The sequence below is a fragment of the Terrabacter lapilli genome (assembly GCF_039531305.1).
Lineage (GTDB): Bacteria > Actinomycetota > Actinomycetes > Actinomycetales > Dermatophilaceae > Terrabacter > Terrabacter lapilli.
The window spans coordinates 106,705-131,620 of the sequence record NZ_BAAAPU010000009.1 but is presented as its reverse complement, the minus strand read 5'-3'; the positions used below and the strand labels follow the sequence as shown (position 1 = coordinate 131,620).

The following is a 24,916-nucleotide window of genomic DNA, read 5'->3' as shown; positions in this document are numbered from 1 at the left end:
CACGAAGCTCTTCGACAGGGCCGACACGTGGGCCAGACCGTCCTGGTGCACGCCGACGTCGATGAAGGCACCGAACGCCGCGACGTTGGTGACGACGCCCTCGAGCGTCATGCCCGGCTCGAGGTGCTTGATCTCCTCGACGCCCTCTTTGAAGGTCGCCGTCTTGAAGCTGGGCCGCGGGTCGCGGCCGGGCTTGTCGAGCTCGGTGATGATGTCGGTGACGGTGGGCAGCCCGAACGTGTCGTCGACGTAGTCGGCGGGCCGCAGTGCCTGCAGGGCAGCGGTGTTGCCGATGAGCGAGGTCAGCTTCTGTCCCGTGGACTCGAGCATGCGGCGTACGACCGGGTAGGCCTCGGGGTGCACGGCCGAGGCGTCGAGCGGGTCGTCACCACCAGGGATCCTGAGGAAGCCCGCTGCCTGCTCGAACGCCTTGGGGCCGAGCCGCGGGACGTCCTTGAGGGCCTTGCGGGTGCGGAACGGACCGGTCGCGTCGCGGTGCGCCACGATGCTCTCGGCGAGGCCCGGCGTGATGCCCGAGACCCGGGTGAGCAGGGGAGCCGAGGCGGTGTTCACGTCGACCCCGACGGCGTTCACGCAGTCCTCGACCACGGCGTCGAGGGAGCGGGACAGGGCCGTCTGGCTGATGTCGTGCTGGTACTGACCGACGCCGATCGACTTCGGGTCGATCTTGACGAGCTCGGCGAGCGGGTCCTGCAGGCGGCGCGCGATCGAGACGGCGCCGCGCAGCGACACGTCCATCCCGGGCAGCTCCTGCGACGCGAATGCCGACGCGGAGTAGACCGAGGCACCCGCCTCCGAGACCACCGCAGAGGTCAGCGTGAGCTCGGGGTGGCGCTTGATGAGCTCGGCGGCGAGGCGGTCGGTCTCGCGGGAGGCGGTGCCGTTGCCGATCGCGACGAGGTCGACGGAGTGCTCCTTGGCCAGCCGGGCGAGCGTCGCCAGCGAACGGTCCCACTGGTTCTGCGGCACGTGCGGGTAGATGACGTCGGTCGCGACGACGCGGCCGGTCCCGTCCACGACGGCGACCTTGACGCCGGTGCGGAAGCCCGGGTCGAGGCCCATCGTGGCGCGGGCGCCGGCCGGGGCGGCCAGGAGCAGGTCGCGCAGGTTGGCGGCGAACACGCGTACGGCCTCCTCCTCGGCAGCGCGTCGCAGCTGCATGCGGGCGTCGATGCCGAGGTGGACGAGGATCTTCGTGCGCCAGGCCCACCGCACCGTGTCGGCGAGCCACCGGTCGGCGGGGCGCCCGGCGTTCTCGATGCCGAAGCGGCGGGCGATCGCGCGTTCGTATGCCGTCGGGCCCGGCTGCTGCTCGGAGGCCGGGTCCTCGGGGCTGATCTCCAGCGAGAGGACGTCCTCCTTCTCGCCGCGGAAGAGCGCGAGGATCCGGTGGGACGGCAGCTTGGAGAGCGGCTCGGAGAAGTCGAAGTAGTCGGAGAACTTGGCGCCCTCCTCCTCCTTGCCGGCTCGCACCCGCGAGGCGAGGTGCCCCTGCTTCCACACCCGGTCGCGCAGGTCGCCGATGAGATCGGCGTCCTCGGCGAACCGCTCGACGAGGATGGCCCGGGCGCCGTCGAGCGCGGCGCCTGCGTCGGCCACCTCCCGCGTGGCGTCCACGAAGGTTGCCGCTGCCGAGGTGGGGTCGGTGTCGGGGGAGGCGAGCAGCAGGTCGGCGAGCGGCTCGAGGCCGGACTCGCGGGCGATCTGGGCCTTGGTGCGCCGCTTCGGCTTGAAGGGCAGGTAGATGTCCTCGAGGCGGGCCTTGGTCTCCGCCGAGAGGATCTGGGCCCGCAGGGCGTCGTCGAGCTTGCCCTGCTCCTCGACCGAGGCGAGGACCGCCGTGCGGCGCTCCTCGAGCTCACGCAGGTAGCCGAGACGCTCCTCGAGCGTGCGCAGCTGGGCGTCGTCGAGACCGCCGGTGACCTCCTTGCGGTAGCGCGCGACGAAGGGGACGGTCGACCCGCTGTCGAGCAGGCCGACCGCGGCGGCCACCTGCCCGTCGCGGACCCCGAGCTCCTCTGCGATGCGACGCTCGATCGAGGGCACCTTGACCTGCGCGCTCGCCTGCATGCTCACCGGGTTGTTCTCCTTGCGTCGACGACGGACCGAGCCACGCATTCTGCCGTGTGGCGGGGGTCAGCGTTCCAGCAGGGCCTCGAGGGCGACCCGCTCGGCCTTGGGCACGTAGCTCGCGTAGTAGTCGTAGAGGCTGTGCAGTGAGGCGCGACCGGCCTCCGGTCCGTCGCCTGCACGGATCGCGGTCAGGACCTGCTCGTGGTGGCCGAGGGAGCGCTTCATCAGCGCCTGGGCGTTGCGGGCGTGGGCGATCTTGTCGGAGATGAGCGACAGCACCGTGTCGCGCACGACGGCGTTGCACACCTGGATGAGCGTGTTGCCGCTGGCCCGCGCGATCGCCTCGTGGAAGGCGATGTCGGCCTCGCTGAAGGAGCCGTAGCCACCCTCGACGGCTGCCCGCATCTGCTCGATGGCGGCGTCCATCTCGGCGAGCTGAGCCTCCGTCCGGAGGACGGCCGCGAGCCGGTTGGCGGTCGAGTCGAGCATCATCCGGGAGACGAGCAGCTGCGACAGGGTGAGCCCGTCGGCCCGGGCCAGCCGACGCATCTGCTTGGTGAGGCCGCCGGTGGTGAAGGGCAGGATCTCCGGCCCGTTCGGGTCGCCGGGTCGGGAGCGGACGACGCCGTTGCTCTCGAGGACGCGCAGCGCCTCGCGCACCGTGGCCCGACTGGTCCCGAACTGCACGACGAGCTCGCGCTCGCTCGGCAGCCGCTGGCCCGGCCGCAGCTCCCCGCTGGCGATCGCCTCCTCGACCTGCTCGACGATGCGCTCGTAGAGACGCACCGGACGCACCGGCTCGAAGCCACGTGCCGGCTCGTCAGGCATGGGCGCCACGCTCCTCCCTGGTCGCGGGCTCGGTCTCGGGAATCGGCCAGACGGGCGTGGCGGACGCCGGCCGGTGGTGCTCGTACCAGTCGACGGCGCGCAGCACGCCCACGTCGTCGAAACGGCGCCCCGCGACCTGCAGGCCGATGGTGCGGCCGTCGGTGGTGAAGCCGCAGTTGACCGACGCGGCCGGCTGGCCCGACATGTTGTAGGGGGCGGTGTAGCCGATGTGGGCCATGCCCTCGTCGTCCTCGCCCCACGGCATCGGCCACTCGGCGGGGAACGCCGTCACGGGCGCGACGGGAGACAGGACGAGGTCGAAGGGCTCGGTGGCTGCGACGGTCGCCTGCTGGAGCGCCATGATGCTCGCGTAGTCACGCAGCGCCGTGGTGCCGTCGACGTGGCGGACGGCGAGCACCCACCGCTGGATGAAGGGCAGGACCCGTTCGCGCGCCTCGGGTGCCAAGGCGTCGAAGTCGGCGAGCGAGCGCACCCGCCAGAACTCGTCGAGGTCGTGGAGCATGCGCGGCGTCATGAACGGCGCCAACGGCTCGACCTCGGCTCCGGCCCCTGCGAAGACCGCGGCCGCGGCTTCGACGGCTCGCCGGACCTCGGGCTCCAGCGTGAGGCCGCACCCGGCGTCGAGGTGCAGGCCGACTCGCAGGCCGCGCACGTCGAGCGGCTCGGGCGGCAGCACGGTGCCGAGGTCTTCCGGCGGCAGGCTCGTCCAGTCGCGGGGGTCCGGTCGGCTGATGACCGACAGGAGCAGGGCGGCGTCGCGAGCGGTACGCGTCAGGGGGCCGGCTGCCCGCCCGAGGTAGGGGGCGTCGAGCGGGACACGACCCGCGCTCGGCTTGAGGGTCGTGAGGCCGAGCCACGTGCCGGGCAGCCGGATGGAGCCGCCGATGTCGGTGCCCACGTGCAGGGGGCCGTAGCCGCCGGCTGCTGCCGCCCCGGCGCCCGAGCTCGAACCACCCGTGGTCAGGGCGCTGTCCCAGGGCGAGCGGGTGATGCCGTGCAGGCTGGAGACCCCCGAGCTGAGCATTCCCCAGTCGGGCATCACGGTGGAGCCCAGGATCACGCCGCCGGACTCCTCGATCCGCTCGACGACGGGGCTGCTGCGGGTCGGGACCACGGGATCGACGCCGGCGTTGCCCGCGGGCATCGGCACCCCGGCCCGAGCGAGGTTCTCCTTGACCGTCACCGGGACGCCGTCGAGCGGCCCTGCGGGCTGCCCTGTCTCCCAACGCCGCTCGCTCGCCCGGGCAGCCTGGCGGGCGCCCTCGAGGTCGAGCCGCCAGAACGCGTTGAGCTCCGGCTCACGGTCCTCGATGACGGCAGCCACGTCCTCGAGGACGGCGACGGGGGAGAGGTCGCCGGCGGCATACGCGGCGACGAGCTCGGTGGCGGTGAGGCTGGCCGGTCGGCCAGACGGGTGCGGCATGGTCGTCCTTCCGAGTGGGGACGGCCTCGGCCGCCGGGCTCGCCGGACGAGCTCTTGACATCCGGCCTGATGAGAGAAACGGTACCTCTCACGGCAGAAAAGTCCACTGGTCAGACCAGTGAAATCGGCAGGTCGACGGCGACCTCCCTCCAGCAAGGAGAACCATGACGGTGAGACTCGCAGCGATACCGGGGGACGGCGTCGGCCCCGAGGTCGTCGCTGCCACGCTCCCAGTCCTCGAGACAGCGCTGAAGAGCCAGGGAGAGGTCCTCGAGGTCACCGAGCTGGACTGGGGCGCAGACCGGTTCGTGCGTGAAGGTGCAGCCATGCCGGTCGATGCGGCCGAGACCGTACGCCGTCACGACGCCGTCCTCTTCGGCGCGGTCGGCCGGCCTGACGTGCCGGACCACGAGCTGGTGTGGGGCCTGATCATCGGCCTGCGCCAGCAGCTGGACCTCGCGGTCAACATCCGCCCGGTGCGTGCTTTCGAGGGAGTGCCGAGCCGGGTCAAGGACGTCGAGGGCGTCGACCTGGTCATCGTCCGCGAGAACACCGAGGGCGAGTACGTCGGCGCCGGTGGGCTGGCGCACGCCGGGACGGGCCACGACCTGGGCATCGAGGTCGCCGTGCACTCCCGACGCGTCATCGAGCGGGCCGCCGAGCACGCGTTCACGCTGGCGGAGCAACGGCGGGGCCGGCTCTCACTCGTGACGAAGTCGAACGCGATGCGTCACGGCTACCCGCTCTGGGACGCGGTCGTGCGCGAGGTGGCCGAACGCCATCCGGACGTCGAGCTCGAGGTCGTCCTCGTCGACGCCATGGCCGCCCGCCTCGTGCAGAGCCCGCACTCGCTCGACGTGCTGCTCGCCGGCAACCTCTTCGGTGACATCCTCAGCGACCTCGCAGCCGTCCTCGCCGGTGGCATGGGGATGGCCCCGAGCGCCAACGTGCTCCCGGGCGGCTCGGTCCCGGGGATCTACGAGCCGGTCCACGGCTCCGCACCGGACATCGCCGGGAAGGGGATCGCCAACCCCACCGCCTGCCTGCTCTCGGGCGCGATGCTGCTCGAGGACCTGGGCCACACGCGGGCGGCCGCATCCGTCCGCACGGCGCTGGCGGCGGCCCTTCGTCTCCCGCACCACCACACCCCCGACCTCGGCGGCTCCGCGAGCACCTCGCAGCTCGCCACCGCGGTCCTGCACGAGATGGAGTCACGATGAAGCACACCCGTATCGGCGCGGCCGCGTCGGCGACGCTGCTCCTTGCCCTGACCGCGGCCTGCTCCGCGGGCTCGGGCGCCTCCGGTTCCGGGGGCTCAGGCGGCAGCGGGGGAGCGAACGGCGGAGGCGGTGACACCTCGCTCACCGTCGGCCTCGTCGCGGAGCCGGCCAGCCTGGACTTCACCAAGCAGGACGGCGCCGCCATCCCGCAGGCCCTGCTCGACAACGTGTACGAGACGCTCGTCACGGTGGACCAGCAGGGCGACCTCAAGCCCTCGCTCGCCAAGTCGTGGACCGTGTCGCCCGACCGCCGCACCTACACCTTCGACCTCGTCGACAACGCGAAGTTCACCGACGGCCAGCCCTTCACCGCGAAGGACGCCGTCTACTCGATCGAGCAGGTCAAGAACGCCTGGACCATCTCGCTCAAGGCGGCCATGGACGTCGTCCAGGACGCGAAGGCCCTCAGTGACACCAAGCTGCAGGTCACCCTGAGCAAGCCGAGCAACGACTGGCTCTACCGGATGTCGACGCGCATCGGCGCGATGATGACCGAGAAGGAGACGGCCAACCTCGCCACCAAGCCGGTCGGCACCGGGCCCTACGTCTTCGACCAGTGGCGCCGCGGTGACTCGATCACGCTCAAGGCCAACCCCTCCTACTGGGGCAAGAAGCCCTACTTCCAGCAGGTCACGCTGAAGTACTTCAAGGACCCGACGGCGCTCAACAACGCGCTCCTGACCAAGACCATCAACGTGATCGGCACCGTGCAGGCACCCGAGTCACTCGCCCAGTTCCAGGGCAACGGTGCCTACGAGATCGTGGAGGGCTCCACCAACGGCGAGGTCCTGCTGTCGTTCAACAACGGCAAGGCACCGTTCGACAACCTCAAGGTGCGCCAGGCCGCCCGCTACGCGATCGACCACAAGGCGCTCCTGGACACCTGCTGGGCCGGGCACGGCACGCTCGTGGGCAGCTTCGTGCCCCCGACCGACCCGTGGTACGAGGACCTGACCGGCCTCTACCCGCATGACGTCGCCAAGGCCAAGGCCCTCGTCGCCGAGACCGGCGTCGGAGCCACCCCGATCAGGCTGCGCATCCCCTCCCTGCCGTATGCCGTGTCGTGCGGCCAGGTGGTCAAGAGCCAGCTCGAGCAGGCGGGCTTCAAGGTCACCCTCGACCAGCTCGAGTTCCCGGCAGTGTGGCTCTCGACGGTCTTCAAGGACGCCGACTACGACATGTCGATCATCGCCCACGTCGAGCCGCGCGACCTGCCCGCCGTGTTCGGCAACCCGAAGTACTACACGCGCTACGACAACAAGCAGCTGCAGGCCGACCTGGCCGCCGCCGACTCCGGCACGCCGGAGGAGCAGGTGACGCTGATGAAGAAGGCAGCGCGCGAGCTGTCGCAGGACGCCGCCGGCGACGTGCTGTTCGTGCTGCCCAACCTCATGGTGGCGGAGAAGGGCATCACCGGACTGCCGAAGAACGCCATCACCGAGTCGTTCGAGCTCGCCGGCCTCGCCAGGTCGTGACGGTGGGGGACCGGCCGGGTACGCACCGGCCGGTCCCGCACGGCCCGACGGCAGTCGGCCCCCGACCCTGACCCCGACAGGACAACGATGCTGCTGCAGATCCTTCGACGTACGGCGGGGCTCGTCGTGAGCCTTCTCGTCAGCTCCGTGCTGGTCTTCGTCTTCATGGCGCTGCTTCCGGGCGACCCGGCACGGGTTGCCTTGGGCGTCAACGCGTCCGAGGCCTCGGTCGCCCAGCTGCGTTCGGAGTTCGGGCTCGACCAGCCGTTGCTGACCCAGTACCTCTCGTGGGTGGGCGGCTTCGCGCGCTTCGACCTCGGCACGAGCTACGTCTCGCACGTCGCCATCGCCCCGCAGATCGTGGACCGCCTCCAGGTGACGCTCTGGCTCGTGGTCTGCTCGATGGTGCTGGCCCTGGTGATCGCCGTCCCCGTCGGCACGCTGATGGCCCTGCGTCAGCGCCGGCCGAGCGGCTTCGTGCTGTCGGCCGTGTCCCAGGTGGGAGTGGCCGTCCCGGCATTCCTCGCCGGCATCCTGCTGGTGACGGTGTTCGCGGTGAAGCTGCAGTGGCTGCCCGCCAACGGCTGGACACCTCCCAACGAGGGTCCCGTCCAGTTCGTGCGCCAGCTGATCCTGCCCGTGCTCTCGCTCGGCCTCGTCCAGGCCGCGGTCCTGACCCGGTACATCCGCAGCGCGATCCTCGACGTCCAGCGCGAGGACTACATCCGCACGGCGCGGGCCAAGGGGCTCGGCCCGATGGAGGCCCTGCGCCGCCACGGGTTCCGCAACGCGGCCATCCCGGTCGTCACCGTCCTGGCCCTCCAGCTCGCCACGCTGCTCATCGGGGCCGTCGTCGTCGAGCGGGTCTTCGTCATCCCGGGGCTGGGCAGCCTCCTGCTCGACCAGGTCGCGAACCGCGACCTCATCTTCGTCCAGGACATCGTGATGCTCCTCGTCCTGGCCGTGCTCCTCGTCAACTTCGTCGTCGACCTGCTCTACCTCGTCATCGACCCGAGACTCAAGGTGGCCACCCGATGAGCGCCGACCCCATGCCCCGGCCCGTCGTCTCGCTGGACGGTCCGACCCCTCCCGGCCTCGGGGTGGAGCCGGCGCCGGCACCCGCCGGCGCACGGCGCCGGCCGGGCGCCAGCTTCTTCGTCGGGGCAGCCATCGTGGCGGTCGTCGCGCTCATGGCGCTCGTCTCCTTCGTCTGGACCCCCCACGACCCGACGCTCGTCGACGCCTCGGCGAGGCTGCGTCCCATCGGCGACCCCGACTACGTCCTCGGCACCGACAAGCTCGGCCGGGACGTGCTGAGCCAGGTCCTGGTCGGCGCGCGGACCACCTTGTTCGTCGGCCTGGTCGCCGTTGGTCTCGCCGGACTCGTCGGCGTCCCACTGGGCATCATCGCCGCGATGTCGCACCGCGTGGTGGGGGAGCCGCTGATGCGCGGCATGGACCTGCTCCTCGCCTTCCCGGCACTGCTGCTCGCGATCATGTTCAGCGCGGTCTACGGCGGCAGCACCCTCGTGGCCATGGTGGCGATCGGCATCGCCTCCGTGCCGAGCTTCGTCCGCGTCGTCCGCAGCGGCGCCATGCAGGTGCTGGGCACCGAGTACGTCATGGCCGCGCGTGCGGCCGGGCGCGGCCCCTGGGCCATCGGGCTGCGGCACGTGCTGCCCAACGTCAGCGGTCTCGTCATCGTGCAGGCGTCCGTGTCCTTCGCGATCGCCGTGCTCGCCGAGGCCGCCCTGTCGTTCCTGGGGTTCGGCACGCCGCCGCCCACGCCCAGCTGGGGCCGGATGCTCCAGGAGAGCCAGGAGCTGCTCTTCTCGGCGCCCCGGCTCGCCATCGTCCCGGGCGTCGCCATCGCGGTGGCGGTCCTCGGCTTCAACCTGCTCGGGGACGGCCTCCGCGACCACTACGACCCCCGGCTGGAGGACCGACGATGAGCACCCTGGCAACGCAGGCGCGGCCCGCTCGGGCGTCGGCCTCCCGGGTGCTCGACGTGCAGCACCTCGACGTCCGTCTCGGCCGGTTCCACCTGCTGCACGACGTCTCGTTCAGCATCGAGCAGGGCGAACGTGTCGGCCTCATCGGCGAGTCGGGGTCGGGGAAGTCGCTGACCAGCCTGGCGCTGCTCGGGCTGCTGCCCGACGACGCGCAGGTCAGTGGCTCCATCCGGCTCGCGGGAGTCGACAAGGACCTCGTCGGTGCCGGCGAGCGCGACCTGGCGACCGTCCGGGGCCGAGACGTCGCGATGGTCTTCCAGGAACCCATGACGGCCCTCAACCCCACGATGCGGGTCGGCGACCAGGTGGCAGAGGCGATCCGGGTGCACGCCGGCCGCGGCGGCCCTGACCGCGGGGCCGCCCGCGCGCGGGCCGTCGAGCTGCTCGACCAGGTGGGCCTGCCCGACCCGCGCGACGCCGCGAGGGCCTACCCCCACCAGCTGTCCGGTGGCCAGCGCCAGCGCGTCGTCCTCGCCATCGCCCTCGCCAACGACCCGGCGCTTCTGGTGTGCGACGAGCCGACGACCGCCCTCGACGTCACGGTGCAGGCGCGGGTGCTGGACCTCATCGTGCGGGGCGTGACGGCACGCGACTCCGCCATGCTCTTCATCACCCACGACCTGTCCGTCGTCGCGACGGTGTGCGAGCGCGTCCTCGTCATGTACGGCGGCCGCATCGTCGAGGCAGGTCCGGTCCGCGAGGTCTTCCGGCGCCCGCGCCACCGCTACACGCAGGGACTGCTTGCCGCGTCCGACCTCGACTCGGCCGTCCCCGGTGGGCAGCTGCCGACGATCCGGGGCACCGTGCCGCCGGCCGGAGCCTTCCCCGACGGGTGCGTCTTCCGAAGCCGCTGTGACCACGCGACCGAGGTCTGCGCGACCGACCCGCGGTGGACCGGGACGGACCCGGCCCACGGCTTCGCCTGCCACCACCCCGCCGACGAGGAGCGTGTGCCGTGACGACGCCAGCCATCCATGTGCAGGAGCTGCGCCGCTCCTACCGCCGTCCGCGCACGTCGCTGCGCCAGCCCGGGCCGGTCGTCGAGGCGCTCAAAGGCGTGTCGTTCGACGTGGCCCGCGGGGAGCGCTTCGGCATCGTCGGCGAGTCCGGCTGCGGCAAGTCGACGCTCATGCGCCTGCTCGCCGGCCTCGACCAGCCGACGAGCGGCGAGGTCCAGGTCGAGGGGCAGACCGTGTCGGGGGTGGCCGAGCGCAGGCTCGGCTTCCTGCGCGCGAGCCTCCAGCTCGTCTTCCAGGACCCGATGGGTTCACTCGATCCGCGGATGCGGGTGCGGGACATCATCGCCGAGCCGCTTGTGGCGCAGGGCCTGCCGAACCGGCGGGCGCGCGTGGCCGAGCTCCTCGAGGCGGTCGGGCTGAGCCCCGCGGCGGCCGACCGGTTCCCGCACCAGTTCTCCGGGGGCCAGCGCCAGCGCATCTCGATCGCCCGCGCCCTCGCGCCGTCGCCCTCGATCCTGCTCGCCGACGAGCCGGTCAGCGCCTTGGACGTGTCGGTGCGTGCGCAGGTGCTCAACCTCATCACCGACCTCGTCGGTGAGCTCGGTCTGACGCTGGTGTTCGTCTCGCACGACCTGTCGGTGGTGAGACACGTGTGCGAGCGCGTGGCCGTCATGAGCGAGGGAGAGATCGTGGAGACCGGCCCGACGCAGCAGATCTTCGACGACCCCCAGCACCCCTACACCAAGCGCCTGCTGCGCGCCGCGCCGAGCATGCGCCGCGCCCTCGCGGGCGCCGGCACCGCAGACCTCCTTGGAGACGCATCGTGACCATGAAGTACACCCCCGAACACCCCGCCGGGCTGCCCGTCGGCGACGGCTGGGTCGACGTCGACGAGACGGCGACCGTGACGTTCCCCTTCACGGGCGAGGTCGTCGCGCCCGCGCCAGTCGGATCGAGCGCGATTGCCACGCAGGCGATTTCGTATGCCGTCGACGTCCGTGAGCGGATGGCCTCCCTTCCGTCGCACGCCCGACGGGCTGCTCTGGTGGAGACCCACCGGCTCTTCGCCGAGCGGCGCGCCGAGGTCGAGCGGCTCCTCGTCCTCGAGACCGGCAAGCCGCTCGTCGACTGCCGGGTGGAGGTCGACCGGACACTCCTCACGCTCGTCACCGCAGCCGAGGAGGTGGCGCGGGTGCACGGCGAGACCGTGCCGCTGGACCTGCTGCCCAGTGGTGAGGGGCTTCTCGGCTTCTGGGTGCGCAAGCCGGTCGGCGTCGTGGTCGGGATCGCCGGCTTCAACTACCCGCTGCTGCTCGCCGTGCACAAGCTCGCCCCCGCTCTGGCGGCTGGGTGTCCGGTCGTCGTCAAACCGGCGCCCCAGACGCCGCTCGCGACACTGTGGCTCGTGCACGTGCTCCGTGAGGCGCTCGCGGCAGCGGGCGGCCCGCGGGCCGGCATCCAGCTCGTCACAGGCGGTGTGGATGTCGGGGTGACCCTGACGACGGACCCTCGGGTGGCAGCCGTGTCGTTCACCGGTTCTGCCGCGGTCGGGCACCGCATCGCGAAGGACGCCGCGCCGACGAAGGTCCTGCTCGAGCTCGGGTCGAACGCGGCTCTCGTCGTGGCCGCGGACGCGGATGTCGACGCAGCGGCCGACGCAGTGGTCCGCGGCGGCTACTACGCCTCCGGGCAGGCGTGCATCAGCGTGCAGCGCGTCGTCGTCGTGGAGTCCGTGAGGACCCGCTTCCTCGACGCCGTGTCGGCGCGGATGGCGCAGGTTGTCGTGGGCGACCCGCGGGAGGAGGCGACGCGGGTCTCGGCGCTCATCGACGCGCGATCGACGGAGCGGGTGCTCGAGTGGGTGCGGGACGCCTGCGAGGCCGGCGGCACCCTGGTGCACGGGGGCGGCATACGCGACGGGGTCATCGAGCCGACGGTGCTGCTCGACGTGCCGGACGGCCGGCTCGCCTGGGACGAGGAGATCTTCGGGCCGGTCGTGGTGGTGCGGTCGGTGCCGGACCTCGACGCTGCCATCGACGTCGTGAACCGATCGCGGTACGGCCTCCACGCGAGTGTCTTCACGGAGGGTCTCGGTTCGGCGTTCGCCGCGATCGACCGGATCGAGGCCGGCGGGGTGGTCGTCAACGAGGTGCCCGGCTTCCGGTCCGACGTCATGCCCTACGGCGGCGTCAAGGACAGCGGCGTCGGCCGGGAGGGGCCCCGCTTCGCCATCGAGGAGCTGACCGTGACGCGGATGGCGATCATCCGCCCGTCGGCCGCACGGGCATCGAACCCGGCGGCCACCGAGCCGGCCGTCGTGCCGGAGAAGCAGGGGAGCGCCCATGAGTGAGGCGACGAAGACGAGCGGCGTGCCGTCGGCCGGTGAGCGTCCGGACTACGCGCGGCTGTTCCGGCTGGACGGGCGACGGGCCGTCGTCGTCGGAGCCGGCAGCGGGATCGGCCGGGAGAGCGCGCTGGCCCTCGCGGCCCACGGTGCCGACGTGGTGTGCGCCGACCGCGACGTCGAGGCCGCCAAGCAGACGGCAGGCCTCGGAGCAGGCACCGAGGTCTACGAGCTCGACGTCACCGACGCCGAGGCCGTGGCCCGTGCAGCGGCCGAGCTCGGCGACGTGGACGTGCTCGTCTTCACCGCGGCGACGAACGTGCGCAAGCGCGTGCTCGACTACACCGCAGAGGAGTTCGACCGCGTGGTCGGCCTCAACCTGCGGGCCTCGTTCGAGCTCGTCCGCGCGTTCGGGGCGGGCATGGCGCAGCGCGGGCGCGGCAGCATCGTCGGGTTCAGCTCGATCCGGGCGGTCACAGTCGAGCCGGGTCAGGGCGTGTATGCCGCCACGAAGGCGGGTCTCGTCCAGCTCCTGCGCGCCGCCGCCGTCGAGCTGGGGGAGCAGGGCGTGCGGGTCAACGCCATTGCCCCCGGCATCGTGGACACACCGCTCACCGCCCAGATCCGGGCCGTGCCGGAGTGGTCGCAGGCGTATGCGAGCAAGAGTGCCCTGGGTCGGTGGTCGCGACCTGACGAGCTCGTCGGGGCGGTCGTCTACCTCGCGTCGGACGCGTCCTCCTTCGTGACGGGCAGCCAGCTGTTCGTGGACGGAGGCTGGACCGTCATCGACGGGCGGTACACGCCGCCGATGTGAGGAGGGCGCGCTCCGTCCTGGCTCGTGGGCCCTCGCGGCGCAGTCACCGCGGGGACGTGTGGACAACGCCGACCCGCTGTCACCGGTGCCAGCCATGCTCGACCCATGCGCTTCGACGAGCTGCCCAAAGACTGGGCCCAACGGCCTCTCACCGATCCCGAGGTCTTCGAGGGGGTGGTCGACCTCATCGCCACGGACCGGTCGAGGTCGGAGGGCGCCACGTACCTGTTGCTGTGCCACCCCAACGGTCGCCTCCTGCAGCCGATCTGCCTGCCGGACGAACCGCGGCGGGTCGACGTGGGCGAGGTGCTCGACGGCGTGCGGATGCTCCTGAAGGAGGTCTCGAGGCACGACGTGCGTGAGGTCGTCATCGTGATCGCGAGGCCGGGGCGGCTCACCCCCACGCCGAGAGACCGCGACCTCCGGGCAGCGTTCGAGGGCGCATGCAACGCCAGTGGGGTCAGTCTGCGCGCTGTGGCCATCGCGGCGCCGACGGGAGTGGCGGTCCTGCCTTCTGAGGGAGACAGCGCTGCTGCGTGAAGCGGTGTCGCGCGCTCGCCCGATGAGGGACCGGCCGGGAAGGTAGCGTCGAAGTGAGGTCGCATCCGCGGCGATGCTTCCTCGGTGCGGGAGGTGCGATGGCCGGGCCGGCGTCGAGTGGTCGAGTGACGGTGACGCGCTCCTACCGCCGCGATCTCGGCGGCGCCTGGTGGGCGGCCCTGGCCGTCGTCACGGTGGTCCTCGGCCTCGTGGGGCGGGACGCCGGCGGGTTCTGGAGCGTCTTCCTCTGGAGCATCGTCGGCTTCGTCCTGGGTTCGCTCGTCGCGCTCTTCGTTGCCGCGCGGGTGGTGCCCGCATCCTCCGAGGACGAGGCGTTCGATCGCTTCGACGAGCACGACAGCTCCGCCGGCGGCGGTGTCGACCGCGGATCGACGATGCAGCCATGAAGTGGCTTCTGATGGCCGTGGCCTTCTTCCTCGGCTTCGCGGTCACGTGGCTGGTCACCGTGAAGCGGGTAACCAAGGTGGTGCCGGTCGGCAGCGACGCCGATGAGGCGGACCAAGGAGGCAGGGACATGGCCAGCACCGAGTCGCACGAGGCGAAGGATCCGGTTGAGGACCCCGGCGCAGGCGCGGAGACGCCCGCCGACGAGGTGGACGACGCCGGCCGGTTCGGGGGCGAGCGGACCACCTCCTCCGCCAGTGCTCGGGTCGGGTGGGACGAGAACGCCGAGGACATCGACGCCCTGCTGACGGATGAGGAGAAGTCCGGTGCGGCGAGGCGTGGCGAGCAGAGCCCCGAGGACGCCTGAGCCGCCTTTGCGCACGTGAGGGTGTGCGGCCCTGCCCCCTGCGTATGTGGGTCTGCTGCGCTGCCTGTGCGTTGGGTCGTCCCGCGACCCTGCGGGAGCGACTGGCGCCGCCGGCGTGCTGAACGCGGTGACTGGGTCACCTCACGGCCCAATGCACAGGCATCGCTGACCGACACCGGCTCAGAGCGGGCAACGGGGATGCGACGGCTGCTGCCGGCGGTGACCTCAGCGGTTGACGAGCACGCCCTTGGCCTCGCGCACCGTCACGGTCGTCGACGGCCCGGGCACGGTGACCGTGGAGGGGATCTCCTCCCAGGTCGACCCGTCGAGGCTGAAGTCCGCGCCGAACGTCGTGTCGACGCGGACCGGGTACTGGCCCTTGGCCCCGTAGGTGTGGGTGATGTCACCGTCCGGGTAGACCCCTCCGGTGGAGGTGGTGGGCCCCGTGGTCGAACCGTCGCCGAACACGTACGTGAAGCCGATGAGCTTGGGCCGGATCTGTACGGGGATGCCGCGCAGCACCGAGCGGTCGACCTCCCCGGGCTGGAAGCCGCTGGTAGTCCAGTTGACCTTGTAGAAGGTCAGGAGATTGACCAGCGTGGTGTCACCCTTGGGCTGGCTCGAGATCTGCGGCTTCGACCACGGCGTGCGCATGAAGGCTGCCTTCAGGTCGGCCATCGTCAACGTCGGCCGCGCCCCAGGCGCCACGTCTGAGGCGCAGGTCAAACCACGGGTTTTCCATGGCTCAGTCACATCGCCGGCCACCAGAGTGCGCCGCCATATTCGAAGCAGCGGTCCTAGTTCGGTCGCCGGGCAGTCACGCAATGCGTGTGCGCATGACACCTGTTCGGTGACGCTGTCTGGTTTTGCCTGGGGGCAATCGTTGAGTGAGAGGTACTCATAGCGCGGCGCGTCTTTCGGCCGGTTCACAACCACGCCCCCCTTATCGCCGGGGAACTTCTCTAGGGCCAGCACCTCGTTCCGGGGCATGAGGTTCACGTATGCAACATCTTCCGTGGTGCCGCAGCCGACCCAAGTTCTTGAGCATGGCGGATCCTCCGCGGCGTAAGCCCCGACGGGCTTACTAAAGAGAATGAGAAACGCCAGAGGGGCAATCACGCCGACATTCCGCCTATTCACATTCGTCACCGGGCCACGGTCTGGAGACGTGAAATGGTCCAATGTGCACGGGCGTAGCGGAGAGTCATGGCAAACGCACCCTTCGCGGCGAGTGTCCGATCCACCCGCTGCCCACGCTTGTTCACGACATCGACGGCCTTCTGATCAACCTGCGCGATCACTATGCGTCGCTCTGTCACAAAGGAGTCCGTGGTCACTTGGACCACCTTGAGCGTAGGCCCGCTGTGATGATTACCTGCCTTTTGCAGTTGTGCGACGGAATCGACCATGGCCACGCACGTCTTGCAGCCCTCGTCGAACAATCCGTCAAGGATTGACGGATCAGCCGCCATAGCGGCTCTGTCCAAGGAATTGAGGAAAAAGGCGGCAAACGCTTTGCCGCCTGCTTCTGTTTCGCCGCGGGCGGCCGGGGGGATCTTGGCGATTACCGGGTCGGTGGAGGTCGTCGGGCTCGGTGCAGCCGACGTCGTACTCGTGCTCGACGGAGCCTTCGACGTGGATCCGGCCGACGTCGATGCGGGCGATGACGCCCCAGGACTGCCTGCGGCGCCGCTGCTCGTGCAGGCCCCGAGCGTGCCCAGCGCCAGGAGGGCGGCGGCACACGGAAGGAAGGTGCGGTGTCGCTGGACGTTGTCGCGTGCGGTCATCGGCGTCCCCTGTCGATCGTCGATCATCGTGCGGTCGGGCCATGGGGCGGGCGATTCGCCCCCTGGTCCTGACCCGCCAACCTACGACGATCGTGCGCCAACCGCACCCCCAGCCGCTCCCGTCGTCCACAGACACCGCCGACGACACGCTCGGGTTCGAGGCAGCGCCGACCGCCGGGTAGCCTTTCGCCGGTCCTGCGCGCACCTCCACGTGCGCAGTCGTCATGCGCCCGGCAACGGGCGTGCAAGGGAGTTCCATGTCTCGCACCGACACCGTCGACGTCAAGCGTTGGCGTGCCAAGTACGCCCTGATCGAGCGCGCCGCCGAGGCCGACAAGGACGCCCAGGCCCTGTTCGCAGAGCTGGACTCCGACCGCGGCGCCCGCAACGGCGAGCTGCGCGAGATCCTCGCCGACCTCGTCGCCTCCAGCGATCTCGTCGCGTTCAAGGAGGCGATGAACCAGTGGACCCGCAAGGACGGCCCGTACGTCGGCTTCGGCCCCATCGGCGGCCCCTGGCTCGCAGCGCTCGTGCGCCGGGCCGAGGAGGACTACGCCGAGGTCGTCGGGTTGCTGAAGCTCACGCTGCAGACGCCGGCCTCGCCCCAGGACGCCGCCGACAAGCTGCAGTCGATGGAGGCCTTCCTGGCCCGAGGTGGCTCCCGAGGCCACCGGGCCCCGGGGCCGGGGCACACGGCATACGTCCTCTCGCTGTTCTGGTCGACCGACGACGGCGGGGACTGGCCGCACATGTGGGAGAACGCCCCGCACATGCTCCAGCGGCTCGGCTGGCTCGAGCGAGGCCTCAGCCACGCCGAGCGCTACGTCGCCTTCGCCGACCTGTGCACGGCCCTGCGGCCCGAGGACCCGAAGTACGCCGCTCGCATGCTCTGGTACCTCAAGGAGACCGGCGCCTTCGTCGGCATCGCGCCCAAGGCGCTCGACGTGTGCGTCGAGGCCGCCGAGATCGCGGCCGACTTCCGCCCGTCGTCCGGCTACGGCGACGTCCGCCGTGAGGACCGGGCGGCAGACCTGGCCCGCCAGCTGCGCGGCGAGGCCGACCACCTCTCCGACAGCCTGATCGGGCGCCTCTCCGCGGAGACGGGCCTCTACCTCGAGGCCCCCACGCTCGCCCTGCAGCAGCACGCGGGGGAGGACGCGGCGTACCGCTCCGACCTGTATGCCGCGTGGATCCTCGTCGGCGGCGCCGGCGCCCCCGGCTTCCGCCTCTGGGTGACGCCCTCGGGCGTCGCCTTCGGTCTCCACGGCGGCTGGGAGGGCGAGAGCGACCAGCAGCAGCGCGAGGTCGGGACCATCGTCCAGGAGCACCTGCCCCGCGGGCTCAGCTTCTTCCACGTCCACGAGGACGGGCGCACCGACCGGCTCGAGCCGGTCGGGCGGGAGTACCCCGGCGGCGAGACGTTCGTGGGGCGCTGGTGGAAGGGCGAGGAGGCGCTGGGCCGCGCCGACTTCGCCGACGACGTCGTCGCGACCGCCCGCGCCCTGACGCCGCTGCTGCGCTTCATGACCTCGAGCCAGCGCGGGCCCCTCGACGACCCGAGCCTCGAGCTCGCCGCCATGGTCGACCTCGAGGGCGAGGTCGAGATCTTCAGGCGCGAGCGGCCCTACCCGAGCGAGCGCGACGCCTGGCACCAGGAGCAGCGCCGGGTCTTCGCCGCCTGCCTGTCGCGCGAGGGCCTCGAGGACTTCGACCTGCCGACCTTCAAGCGCATCGTCTCCACGCGCGGCTACGGCGACATCGGCGCGCAGTCGGTCCTCACCAGCAGCATCAACGCCCTCGACGCCGCGGGCATCGACGAGCTGCGCGTCATGGTCCGCGACCTGCTCTGGGGCGAGGGCCGCGACGAGGAGCGGATCAACCGCGTCCTCGGCTCCGACGACGTGCCCGTTCAGGGCTTCGGCGAGAGCGTCGTCCTCAAGCTCTTCGCCATCGCCCACCCGGAGCACTGGCTGCCGCTCTTCACCCTCGGGGGTGACTCCGGCAAGATCGCCATGCTCACCCGGCTCGGGGGACCCGCCCGCTGGACCGAGGGCAAGTCGCGCGGGCGCACCCACGTGGAGACCAACGCCCTGCTCAAGCAGACGCTCGACCCGCTGCTGCCCGGCGACCCCTGGGGCCAGGCGCAGCTGGCCTACTGGCTCATGCGCCGCTCCGACAAGGCGCTCATGCCCGACCACGACGCGCTCGGTGAGGCCGCTCAGGAGCTGCTCATCGAGGAGGACTTCCTCCGCGAGATCCGCGGCCTGCTCGAGGAGAAGAAGCAGGTCATCTTCTACGGCCCTCCCGGGACCGGCAAGACCTACCTCGCGCAGCGCTTCGCCCAGGCGCTCCAGCCCGACCCCGCCAAGCGCGACATCGTCCAGTTCCACCCGAGCAGCAGCTACGAGGACTTCTTCGAGGGCTTCCGGCCGCAGATCGACCACCAGGGCCAGATGGTCTACGAGCTGCGCAAGGGTCCCTTGGCCCTGCTCGCCGAGGCGGCCGAGGCCGACCCGCTCACGCCGCACATCATGATCATCGACGAGATCAACCGCGCGAACCTGCCGCGGGTCTTCGGCGAGCTGCTCTTCCTCCTCGAGTACCGCTCGCACTCGGTCAAGACGAGCTACCGGCCCGACGAGGGCTTCGAGCTGCCGCCGAACCTCTACTTCATCGGCACCATGAACACGGCCGACCGCTCGATCGCGCTCGTCGACGCCGCGCTGCGCCGCCGCTTCGACTTCGTGCCGTTCATGCCGCACGACGGGCCCATGCAAGGGCTGCTGCGCCGCTGGCTCGAGGCCCACGACGGCCCCGTCTGGGTCGCCGACCTCGTCGACCGCGTCAACGAGGACCTGCGCCGAGCCCTGCGGGGCCCGCACCTGCAGATCGGGCACAGCTACTTCATGCGCCCGGGCCTGGCCGACGACGAGGCGACGCTGCGCCGCATCTGGGACTACAACGTCTACCCCTTCATCGAGGACCAGCTCTACGGCCGCGAGCACGAGCTGGCCCAGTTCCGGTGGGAGAACGTCAAGGCCCGCTACGGCCAGCTCGACCTGACCCGCCCGTGACGGCCGTCGTCCACCGGTCGCCGCGGTGACCATCGAGCTGGCGCCGATCCCCGAGCACGGCCGCTCGGGGCCGGTGCGGCTGTCCCGGGAGACGCGCGCGGCGCTCGTCACCGCGGCGGGGGAGCGCCTCGTCATCCACGCGACGGCCGACCCGGACGTCGTCACCATCGGCGCGACGAGCTGGGTCGGGGCCCTGGCCGTGCCCGGCCTCGTCGTGCGCGTCACGCCGCGGGTCTCGGTCACCAACTTCTTCGCGATGCTCGGGGCCGGTGTCGCGCCCGACGCCTTCGACCACGAGCACGTGACGTGGAGCGACACCGACGAGCTCATCGACGGGGTCGCCTACTTCGCGATCCGGCTCATCGACTCGGCCACGATGCGTGGGCTCGTGCACGGCTACGTCGCGCGCGAGGAGCGGATGCAGACCATCCGCGGGCGGCTGCTCGTCGAGGAGTTCGCGCGCCGGCCGTGGAGCGCGGCCGAGCCGCAGTGCCGCTTCGACGACTTCACCGCCGACATCGCCGAGAACCAGCTGCTGCGATGCACCCTGCAGGCGATCCTGTCCTGGCCCCAGCTGGCCCCGCACGTGCGCCGCGAGGCCTTGCGGGTGCTCGGGCGCTTCGAGGGCGTGGCCGACACGCCGGCGACACGGCATACGACACCCCTCCCGATCACGCGGCTCAACGAGCACTACGAGGACGCCATGCGGCTGAGCCGCCTGGTGCTGCAAGCGATGTCGCTCAGCCACGAGGCCGGTGACCAGCAGGCCAACAGCCTCATGGTCGACATGGACGACCTCTTCCGCCGCTGGATCGGCCAGGAGCTCGACGTGCGGCTCGCGCCCGAGCTGCGCATCCACCGCGACCAGGACGTCTGGCTCGACGAGGGCCGCGCCGTCACCATGGCGCCCGACCTCGTCGTCCGGCGGGGGAGCGAGGTCGTGCTCGTCGGCGACGCGAGGTACTCGATGGGGGCCGACGGCTACCTCGCCTCCCGCGACTACCTCGAGCTCGTCGCGTACACGACGGCCATGGCCCTGCCGACCGGGCTGCTCGTGCACTGCAACACCGAGCGCGCGCCGGAGTCGGAGATCGTCATCCGCAACGCCGGCACGCGCATCCTCTGCCGGCCCATCCGGCTCGACGGGTCGTATGCCGCCGTGTGCCGTTCGCTCAACGGACTGGCCGAGCTGGTGCGCGAGCTCACGCACGTCTCGGACCCGCGCGCGTCGACGGCCCTCCGGACCGGTTCCTGAGCGTCACGCCCGCTGTCTGCCAGATCACAGGGAGAGTGCGCCGGATCGGTGGGCAGGCGTCGAGGGTCACTACTACGCTTTGTAGTACCGACAGAGAAACTGCCGGAACGCACACCGAGTTCTGGAGTTGAGTTCAATGGGCACGATCCCTCGTGACACGAACACCCAAGGCACCGCCACAACCAGCCGGCACGATCCCAGCAAGGGTGTCGTGACCTTCCAGGAGGAGATCGTCCGTTCGTCCCTCGCCCGCAAGTTCCTTGCCGGCCTGCGGATCGTGCTGGGCTTCACCTTCCTCTGGGCGTTCATCGACAAGGTCTTCGGCCTCGGCTACATGACGCCGGCGGCACGGGCCTGGGTCAACGGCGGCAAGCCGGCACAAGGCTTCATGAAGAGCGCCGAAGGCCCCTTCGCCAGCTTCTTCAAGAACATCGCCGGCCCGTGGGCCGACTGGCTGTTCATGGCCGGCCTCCTCGGCATCGGCGTGGCGCTCCTCGCCGGCGCCGGCCTCAAGATCGCGGCCTGGAGCGCTGCGGTCCTCCTCGCGCTGATGTACCTCGCCGAGTTCCCCCTCGGCACCACCGGCGCCTACACCAACCCGCTCTTCGACAGCCACTGGATCGAGGCACTGGGCATCGCGGTCGTCGCGACGACGCTGGCCGGGGACACCTGGGGTCTCGGGAAGTGGTGGGGCCGCCATGTCGGTAACGGCTTCCTGAGGTGAGCGGGTCGGTGGCCGGGCCCCCGGGCCCGACCACCAGCACGGGCCCTCGGGCTCGAGCAGCGAGGCGGTCCTCCTCGGAGGACCGCCTTCCTCGTGTGTCCGGTTCGGTACGGAACCGCCCGGGGTGGCCGGACGGGCGCTGTCGGTGCCGGACGGCATACTCGGCGCCATGCAGCGGATCGACGGCCACCTCGTCCTCAGCCCCACGGACCTGACCAAGCACGTCGCCTGCGCGCACATCACCACCCTCGACCTCCAGGCCCTCGACGCCCCTGACGCGAAGGCATCCCGTGCCACCGGTGTGGACGACTCCCTCAACCTCGTCTTCGCCAAGGGCCTCGAGCACGAACGCGCCTACCTCGAGCGCCTCTCCGCCGAGGGCCGGGTCGTCGAGGACATCGCGGGGCTCGGCGTCCGGGGTGCCGAGGCCGAGGCCGCCACGCTCGATGCCATGCGGCGCGGCGTCGACGTCATCTACCAGGCGACCTTCTTCGACGGCCACTGGGTGGGCCTGGCCGACTTCCTCCTGCGCATCGACGAGCCGAGCGACCTCGGTCCGTGGCGCTACGACATCGCTGACACCAAGCTCGCGCGCCGCCTCAAGGTCCCCGCGCTCCTCCAGATGGCCACGTATGCCGCGCGCCTCGAGGTCCTGCAGGGCGTCCCGCCGCAGTGGCTGACGGTCGTCACCGGCGACACCGAGGCCCACCCGTGGCGGCTCGTCGACGTCGCCCCCTACGCGCGCCGTCGCCGCGCCGAGCTGCTCGACGCCATCGCCGACCCGCGCGAGACCGAGTCGGCTCGCGTGCAGCACTGCGGTCAGTGCCGGTGGAAGGAGCGGTGCGCGCAGGAGTGGCTCGACCGCGACGACCTCATCCAGGTCGCCGGCATGCGGGCCGACCACCGCGCTGCGCTGATGGAGCGCGGCATCCCGACGATGGAGGCCCTCGCCACGTCGTCCGAGGAGCAGCTGGCGCCGGCGCTGTCCGTCACGACCCGCCGGCGCCTGCTCCAGCAGGCCAGGCTCCAGTTCGCCGAGCGAGAGACCGGCCGGGCCCAGTACGAGCTGCTCGATCCCGAGCCGGCACGCGGCCTCCAGATGCTGCCCGAGCCCGACGACGGCGACGTCTACCTCGACTTCGAGGGCGACCCGTGGGCCGAGGGCGGCGCCGGGCGCGAGTACCTCGCCGGCATCTGGACCCGCGAGGGCGAGTTCGTCGACTTCTGGGCCCACGACTTCGCCGAGGAAGGGCGCCTGACCGCCGACCTGCTCGACTGGCTCACCGACCGGTGGCGACGTCACCCCGGCATGCACGTCTACCACTACGCGCCCTACGAGACGACGGCCCTCAAGCGGCTCGTCGGCCAGCACGCGACGCGGGAGGCCGAGCTCGACCAGCTGCTGCGCCACGAGGTCTTCGTCGACCTCTACGCCGTCGTGCGCCAGGGCGTGCGCATCAGCAAGGGGTCCTACTCGATCAAGAAGCTCGAGGAGTTCTACTGGGGCCACACGCGTTCGGCCGAGGGCGCGGGCGTGGCCGACGGCCTCTCGTCCGTCGTCGAGTACGAACGCTGGCTCGCCGGGCGCGACGACGGCGCCCCCGACCAGTCGGTCCTCGACGACATCCGGCGCTACAACGAGGAGGACGTCCGGTCCACCCTTGCCCTGCACCAGTGGCTGGAGGAGCGCCGAGCCGAGCTCGAGTCGGCGGGTCACGTGCTGTCCAGGCCGGTGTCCGGGGAGCTGCGAGAGATCGGGGACGAGGAGCGCGCCGAGATCGAGCTCTCCGAGCGGCTCGTCGAGGACGGCCAGGAGCTGCTCGGCGGACTCGTCGGGTGGCACCGCCGCGAGAAGCGGCCGGAGTGGTGGGACTTCTTCCGCTACAAGGATCTCGAGACGGCCGAGCTCGTCGAGGACGGCACGGCGATCGGCGACCTCGGCCGACCGGAGGAGGTGCGCCTCGTCAAGCAGTCCAAGGTCTGGCGCTACCCCTTCCCGCCGCAGGAGTGCAAGGTGCCGGTCGGCAAGTACGTCCCCGACGTCGACACGCACGCCACGGTCGGCAAGGTGGTCGCCCTCGACCCTGTCGAGGGGTGGGTCGAGCTGTCGATGAAGAAGTCGCTCGAGCCGCCTCGGCCGCGCGGCCTCGGAGGGCCCGGTCCGGTGATGGACCAGGTGCTGCGGGCCAGCATCGCTCGCACCGCCGAGCTGGCGCTCTCGGGTGGGAGCAACCTGGCCACTCGGCTCCTCGATCGGGTGGTGCCACCTGCCGAGCTGCTCGCCGCTCACCACGGCGAGACGCCCAAGGACGTCGTGGTGCGCGTCGGGCGTGGCCTCGACGGGCAGGTGCTTGCGGTGCAGGGTCCACCCGGCACGGGCAAGACGTATGCCGGCTCCGCGCTCATCCGGGAGCTGCTCGACGCGGGCCTCCGCGTCGGTGTCACGGCGCAGTCGCACGCCGTGGTGCTCAACCTGCTGCGTGAGGTCGGTCGCCCGGCCTGGCACAAGGACGGCACCAACGCCGAGGAGGGCGAGGAGCCCGCGGAGGAGGCGTCGCTGATCCGCCACACGAGCGACAACGCCGCCATCTCGGCCGCTCTCGAGGCCGGGGAGGCGAGGCTCGTCGGAGGCACCGCCTGGCTGTGGTCCCGTGACGACATGCTCGGCTCCGTCGACGTGCTCGTCATCGACGAGGCCGGGCAGTTCTCCCTCGCCAACGCCGTCGCCGTCGCCCCGGCCGCGCGCTCCCTCGTCCTGCTCGGTGACCCGCAGCAGCTCACACAGCCGACCAAGGCCGTCCATCCCTACGGCTCTGGGGTCTCTGCCCTCGACCACCTCCGTGCCGACGCCGACGGCCTGCTGCACGACGTCATCCCGGCCGATCGGGGCGTCTTCCTCGACCGCACGCACCGCATGCACCCGACCCTGACCGCGTTCGTCTCCGAGCTGGCCTACGAAGGACGTCTGGACTCGGCACCCGGACGCGAACGCCTGGCCATCGAGGCGCCGGGGGCACTGGCAGGGGACGGGCTTCGCTGGGTCCCGGTGGAGCACGACCTGCCCTCGGAGCAGTCGAGCCGGCAGGAGGCTCGCGTGGTCCGTGCGCTCGTCGACGACCTGCTGCGCGGCAGCTGGATCGCCGCCGACGGCACGTCACGGCCACTCACCCTGGCCGACATCCTCGTCGTCGCTCCCTACAACGCCCACGTGGCCACGCTCGCCGCCGAGCTGCCCGAGGGGGCGCGGGTCGGCACCGTCGACAAGTTCCAGGGCCAGCAGGGAGCCGTCGTCATCTACTCCCTGGCCAGCACCACCGCAGCCCTCGCGCCGCGGGGCGTCTCCTTCCTCTACGACCTGCACCGCCTCAACGTCGCGATCTCACGCGCCCGGGCGATGGCGGTCCTCGTCGGCAGCCCGCTGCTCACCGACGCCGCGGTCCACACGCCCGAGGAGCTGCGGGCCGTCAACGCCCTGTGCCGCTACGTCGACGAGGCGAAGACCGTCTGATCGCAG

The 24,916-nt window shown here is 71.3% G+C and carries 20 protein-coding genes; 15 read left to right on the top strand and 5 right to left on the bottom strand.

The genetic code is table 11. The annotated features are described in order from the left end of the window. From ABD241_RS15500 to ABD241_RS15490, 3 genes are all read right to left on the bottom strand, one after another. Positions 1-2,091 (bottom strand): Tex family protein (locus ABD241_RS15500; RefSeq protein WP_344065321.1); only part of this gene is annotated, 2,091 nt, incomplete at its 3' end. A 66-nt stretch (positions 2,092-2,157) separates the two neighbouring features. After that, the gene (locus ABD241_RS15495; RefSeq protein ID WP_344064527.1) at positions 2,158-2,922 is read right to left on the bottom strand and encodes a FadR/GntR family transcriptional regulator; all 765 of its coding nucleotides are present in this window, start codon (positions 2,920-2,922) and stop codon (positions 2,158-2,160) included. Further along, a complete protein-coding gene (locus ABD241_RS15490; protein ID WP_344064524.1) occupies positions 2,915-4,366 on the bottom strand; it encodes an amidase in 1,452 nt (483 codons plus the stop codon). Before ABD241_RS15490 ends, ABD241_RS15495 begins: the two co-directional genes overlap by 8 nt. 164 nt (positions 4,367-4,530) lie before the next feature. Between ABD241_RS15490 and ABD241_RS15485 the strand changes: the two genes are divergently transcribed. The 11 genes from ABD241_RS15485 (at position 4,531) to arfC (ending at position 14,562) form a co-directional block, all read left to right on the top strand. Further along, a complete protein-coding gene (locus ABD241_RS15485; protein WP_344064521.1) occupies positions 4,531-5,586 on the top strand; it encodes an isocitrate/isopropylmalate dehydrogenase family protein in 1,056 nt (351 codons plus the stop codon). Continuing rightward, positions 5,583-7,121 carry an ABC transporter substrate-binding protein gene (locus ABD241_RS15480; RefSeq protein WP_344064518.1) on the top strand — a complete coding sequence of 513 codons (1,539 nt, stop codon included), beginning with the start codon at positions 5,583-5,585 and terminating at the stop codon, positions 7,119-7,121. The genes ABD241_RS15485 and ABD241_RS15480 overlap by 4 nt, the downstream gene beginning before the upstream one ends. Before the next feature lie 87 nt (positions 7,122-7,208). Next, positions 7,209-8,159: an ABC transporter permease gene (locus ABD241_RS15475; RefSeq protein ID WP_344064515.1), complete on the top strand. Its 951-nt coding sequence runs from the start codon at positions 7,209-7,211 to the stop codon at positions 8,157-8,159. Next, the gene (locus tag ABD241_RS15470; RefSeq protein WP_425580795.1) at positions 8,156-9,073 is read left to right on the top strand and encodes an ABC transporter permease; all 918 of its coding nucleotides are present in this window, start codon (positions 8,156-8,158) and stop codon (positions 9,071-9,073) included. The genes ABD241_RS15475 and ABD241_RS15470 overlap by 4 nt, the downstream gene beginning before the upstream one ends. Continuing rightward, positions 9,070-10,092, top strand: coding sequence for an ABC transporter ATP-binding protein (locus tag ABD241_RS15465; RefSeq protein ID WP_344064512.1), 1,023 nt, complete (start codon positions 9,070-9,072; stop codon positions 10,090-10,092). The genes ABD241_RS15470 and ABD241_RS15465 overlap by 4 nt, the downstream gene beginning before the upstream one ends. Beyond that, positions 10,089-10,919, top strand: a complete 831-nt coding sequence (locus ABD241_RS15460) for an ATP-binding cassette domain-containing protein (RefSeq protein WP_344064509.1) — start codon at positions 10,089-10,091, stop codon at positions 10,917-10,919. The genes ABD241_RS15465 and ABD241_RS15460 overlap by 4 nt, the downstream gene beginning before the upstream one ends. Before the next feature lie 2 nt (positions 10,920-10,921). Next, positions 10,922-12,442 carry an aldehyde dehydrogenase family protein gene (locus ABD241_RS15455; protein WP_344064506.1) on the top strand — a complete coding sequence of 507 codons (1,521 nt, stop codon included), beginning with the start codon at positions 10,922-10,924 and terminating at the stop codon, positions 12,440-12,442. Next, positions 12,435-13,250: an SDR family NAD(P)-dependent oxidoreductase gene (locus tag ABD241_RS15450; protein WP_344064503.1), complete on the top strand. Its 816-nt coding sequence runs from the start codon at positions 12,435-12,437 to the stop codon at positions 13,248-13,250. The genes ABD241_RS15455 and ABD241_RS15450 overlap by 8 nt, the downstream gene beginning before the upstream one ends. Before the next feature lie 105 nt (positions 13,251-13,355). Further along, complete coding sequence (locus tag ABD241_RS15445) at positions 13,356-13,790, top strand: hypothetical protein (RefSeq protein WP_344064500.1); 435 nt, start codon at positions 13,356-13,358, stop codon at positions 13,788-13,790. Positions 13,791-13,915: 125 nt separating this feature from the next. After that, on the top strand, positions 13,916-14,197 hold the full coding sequence (locus ABD241_RS15440) for a hypothetical protein (protein ID WP_344064494.1): 282 nt from the start codon (positions 13,916-13,918) through the stop codon (positions 14,195-14,197). Then, positions 14,194-14,562 (top strand): channel accessory protein ArfC, encoded by a 369-nt coding sequence (arfC, locus tag ABD241_RS15435; protein ID WP_344064491.1) that lies wholly within the window; start codon positions 14,194-14,196, stop codon positions 14,560-14,562. The genes ABD241_RS15440 and arfC overlap by 4 nt, the downstream gene beginning before the upstream one ends. A 225-nt stretch (positions 14,563-14,787) precedes the next feature. On the opposite strand, the gene ABD241_RS15430 is transcribed toward arfC, so the two are convergent. Next, positions 14,788-15,240 (bottom strand): hypothetical protein, encoded by a 453-nt coding sequence (locus ABD241_RS15430; RefSeq protein ID WP_344064488.1) that lies wholly within the window; start codon positions 15,238-15,240, stop codon positions 14,788-14,790. Between the two features lie 467 nt (positions 15,241-15,707). After that, positions 15,708-16,349, bottom strand: a complete 642-nt coding sequence (locus ABD241_RS15425) for a DUF6318 family protein (protein ID WP_344064485.1) — start codon at positions 16,347-16,349, stop codon at positions 15,708-15,710. 257 nt (positions 16,350-16,606) lie between these two features. Between ABD241_RS15425 and ABD241_RS15420 the strand changes: the two genes are divergently transcribed. From ABD241_RS15420 to ABD241_RS15405, 4 genes are all read left to right on the top strand, one after another. Then, a complete protein-coding gene (locus ABD241_RS15420) occupies positions 16,607-19,423 on the top strand; it encodes an McrB family protein (RefSeq protein ID WP_344064482.1) in 2,817 nt (938 codons plus the stop codon). Between the two features lie 25 nt (positions 19,424-19,448). Beyond that, positions 19,449-20,678, top strand: a complete 1,230-nt coding sequence (locus tag ABD241_RS15415) for an McrC family protein (protein ID WP_344064478.1) — start codon at positions 19,449-19,451, stop codon at positions 20,676-20,678. Positions 20,679-20,889: 211 nt separating this feature from the next. Beyond that, positions 20,890-21,402 carry a DoxX family protein gene (locus ABD241_RS15410; protein ID WP_344064475.1) on the top strand — a complete coding sequence of 171 codons (513 nt, stop codon included), beginning with the start codon at positions 20,890-20,892 and terminating at the stop codon, positions 21,400-21,402. A 169-nt stretch (positions 21,403-21,571) separates the two neighbouring features. After that, positions 21,572-24,910, top strand: a complete 3,339-nt coding sequence (locus ABD241_RS15405; RefSeq protein ID WP_344064472.1) for a TM0106 family RecB-like putative nuclease — start codon at positions 21,572-21,574, stop codon at positions 24,908-24,910. Positions 24,911-24,916 lie beyond the last annotated feature (6 nt).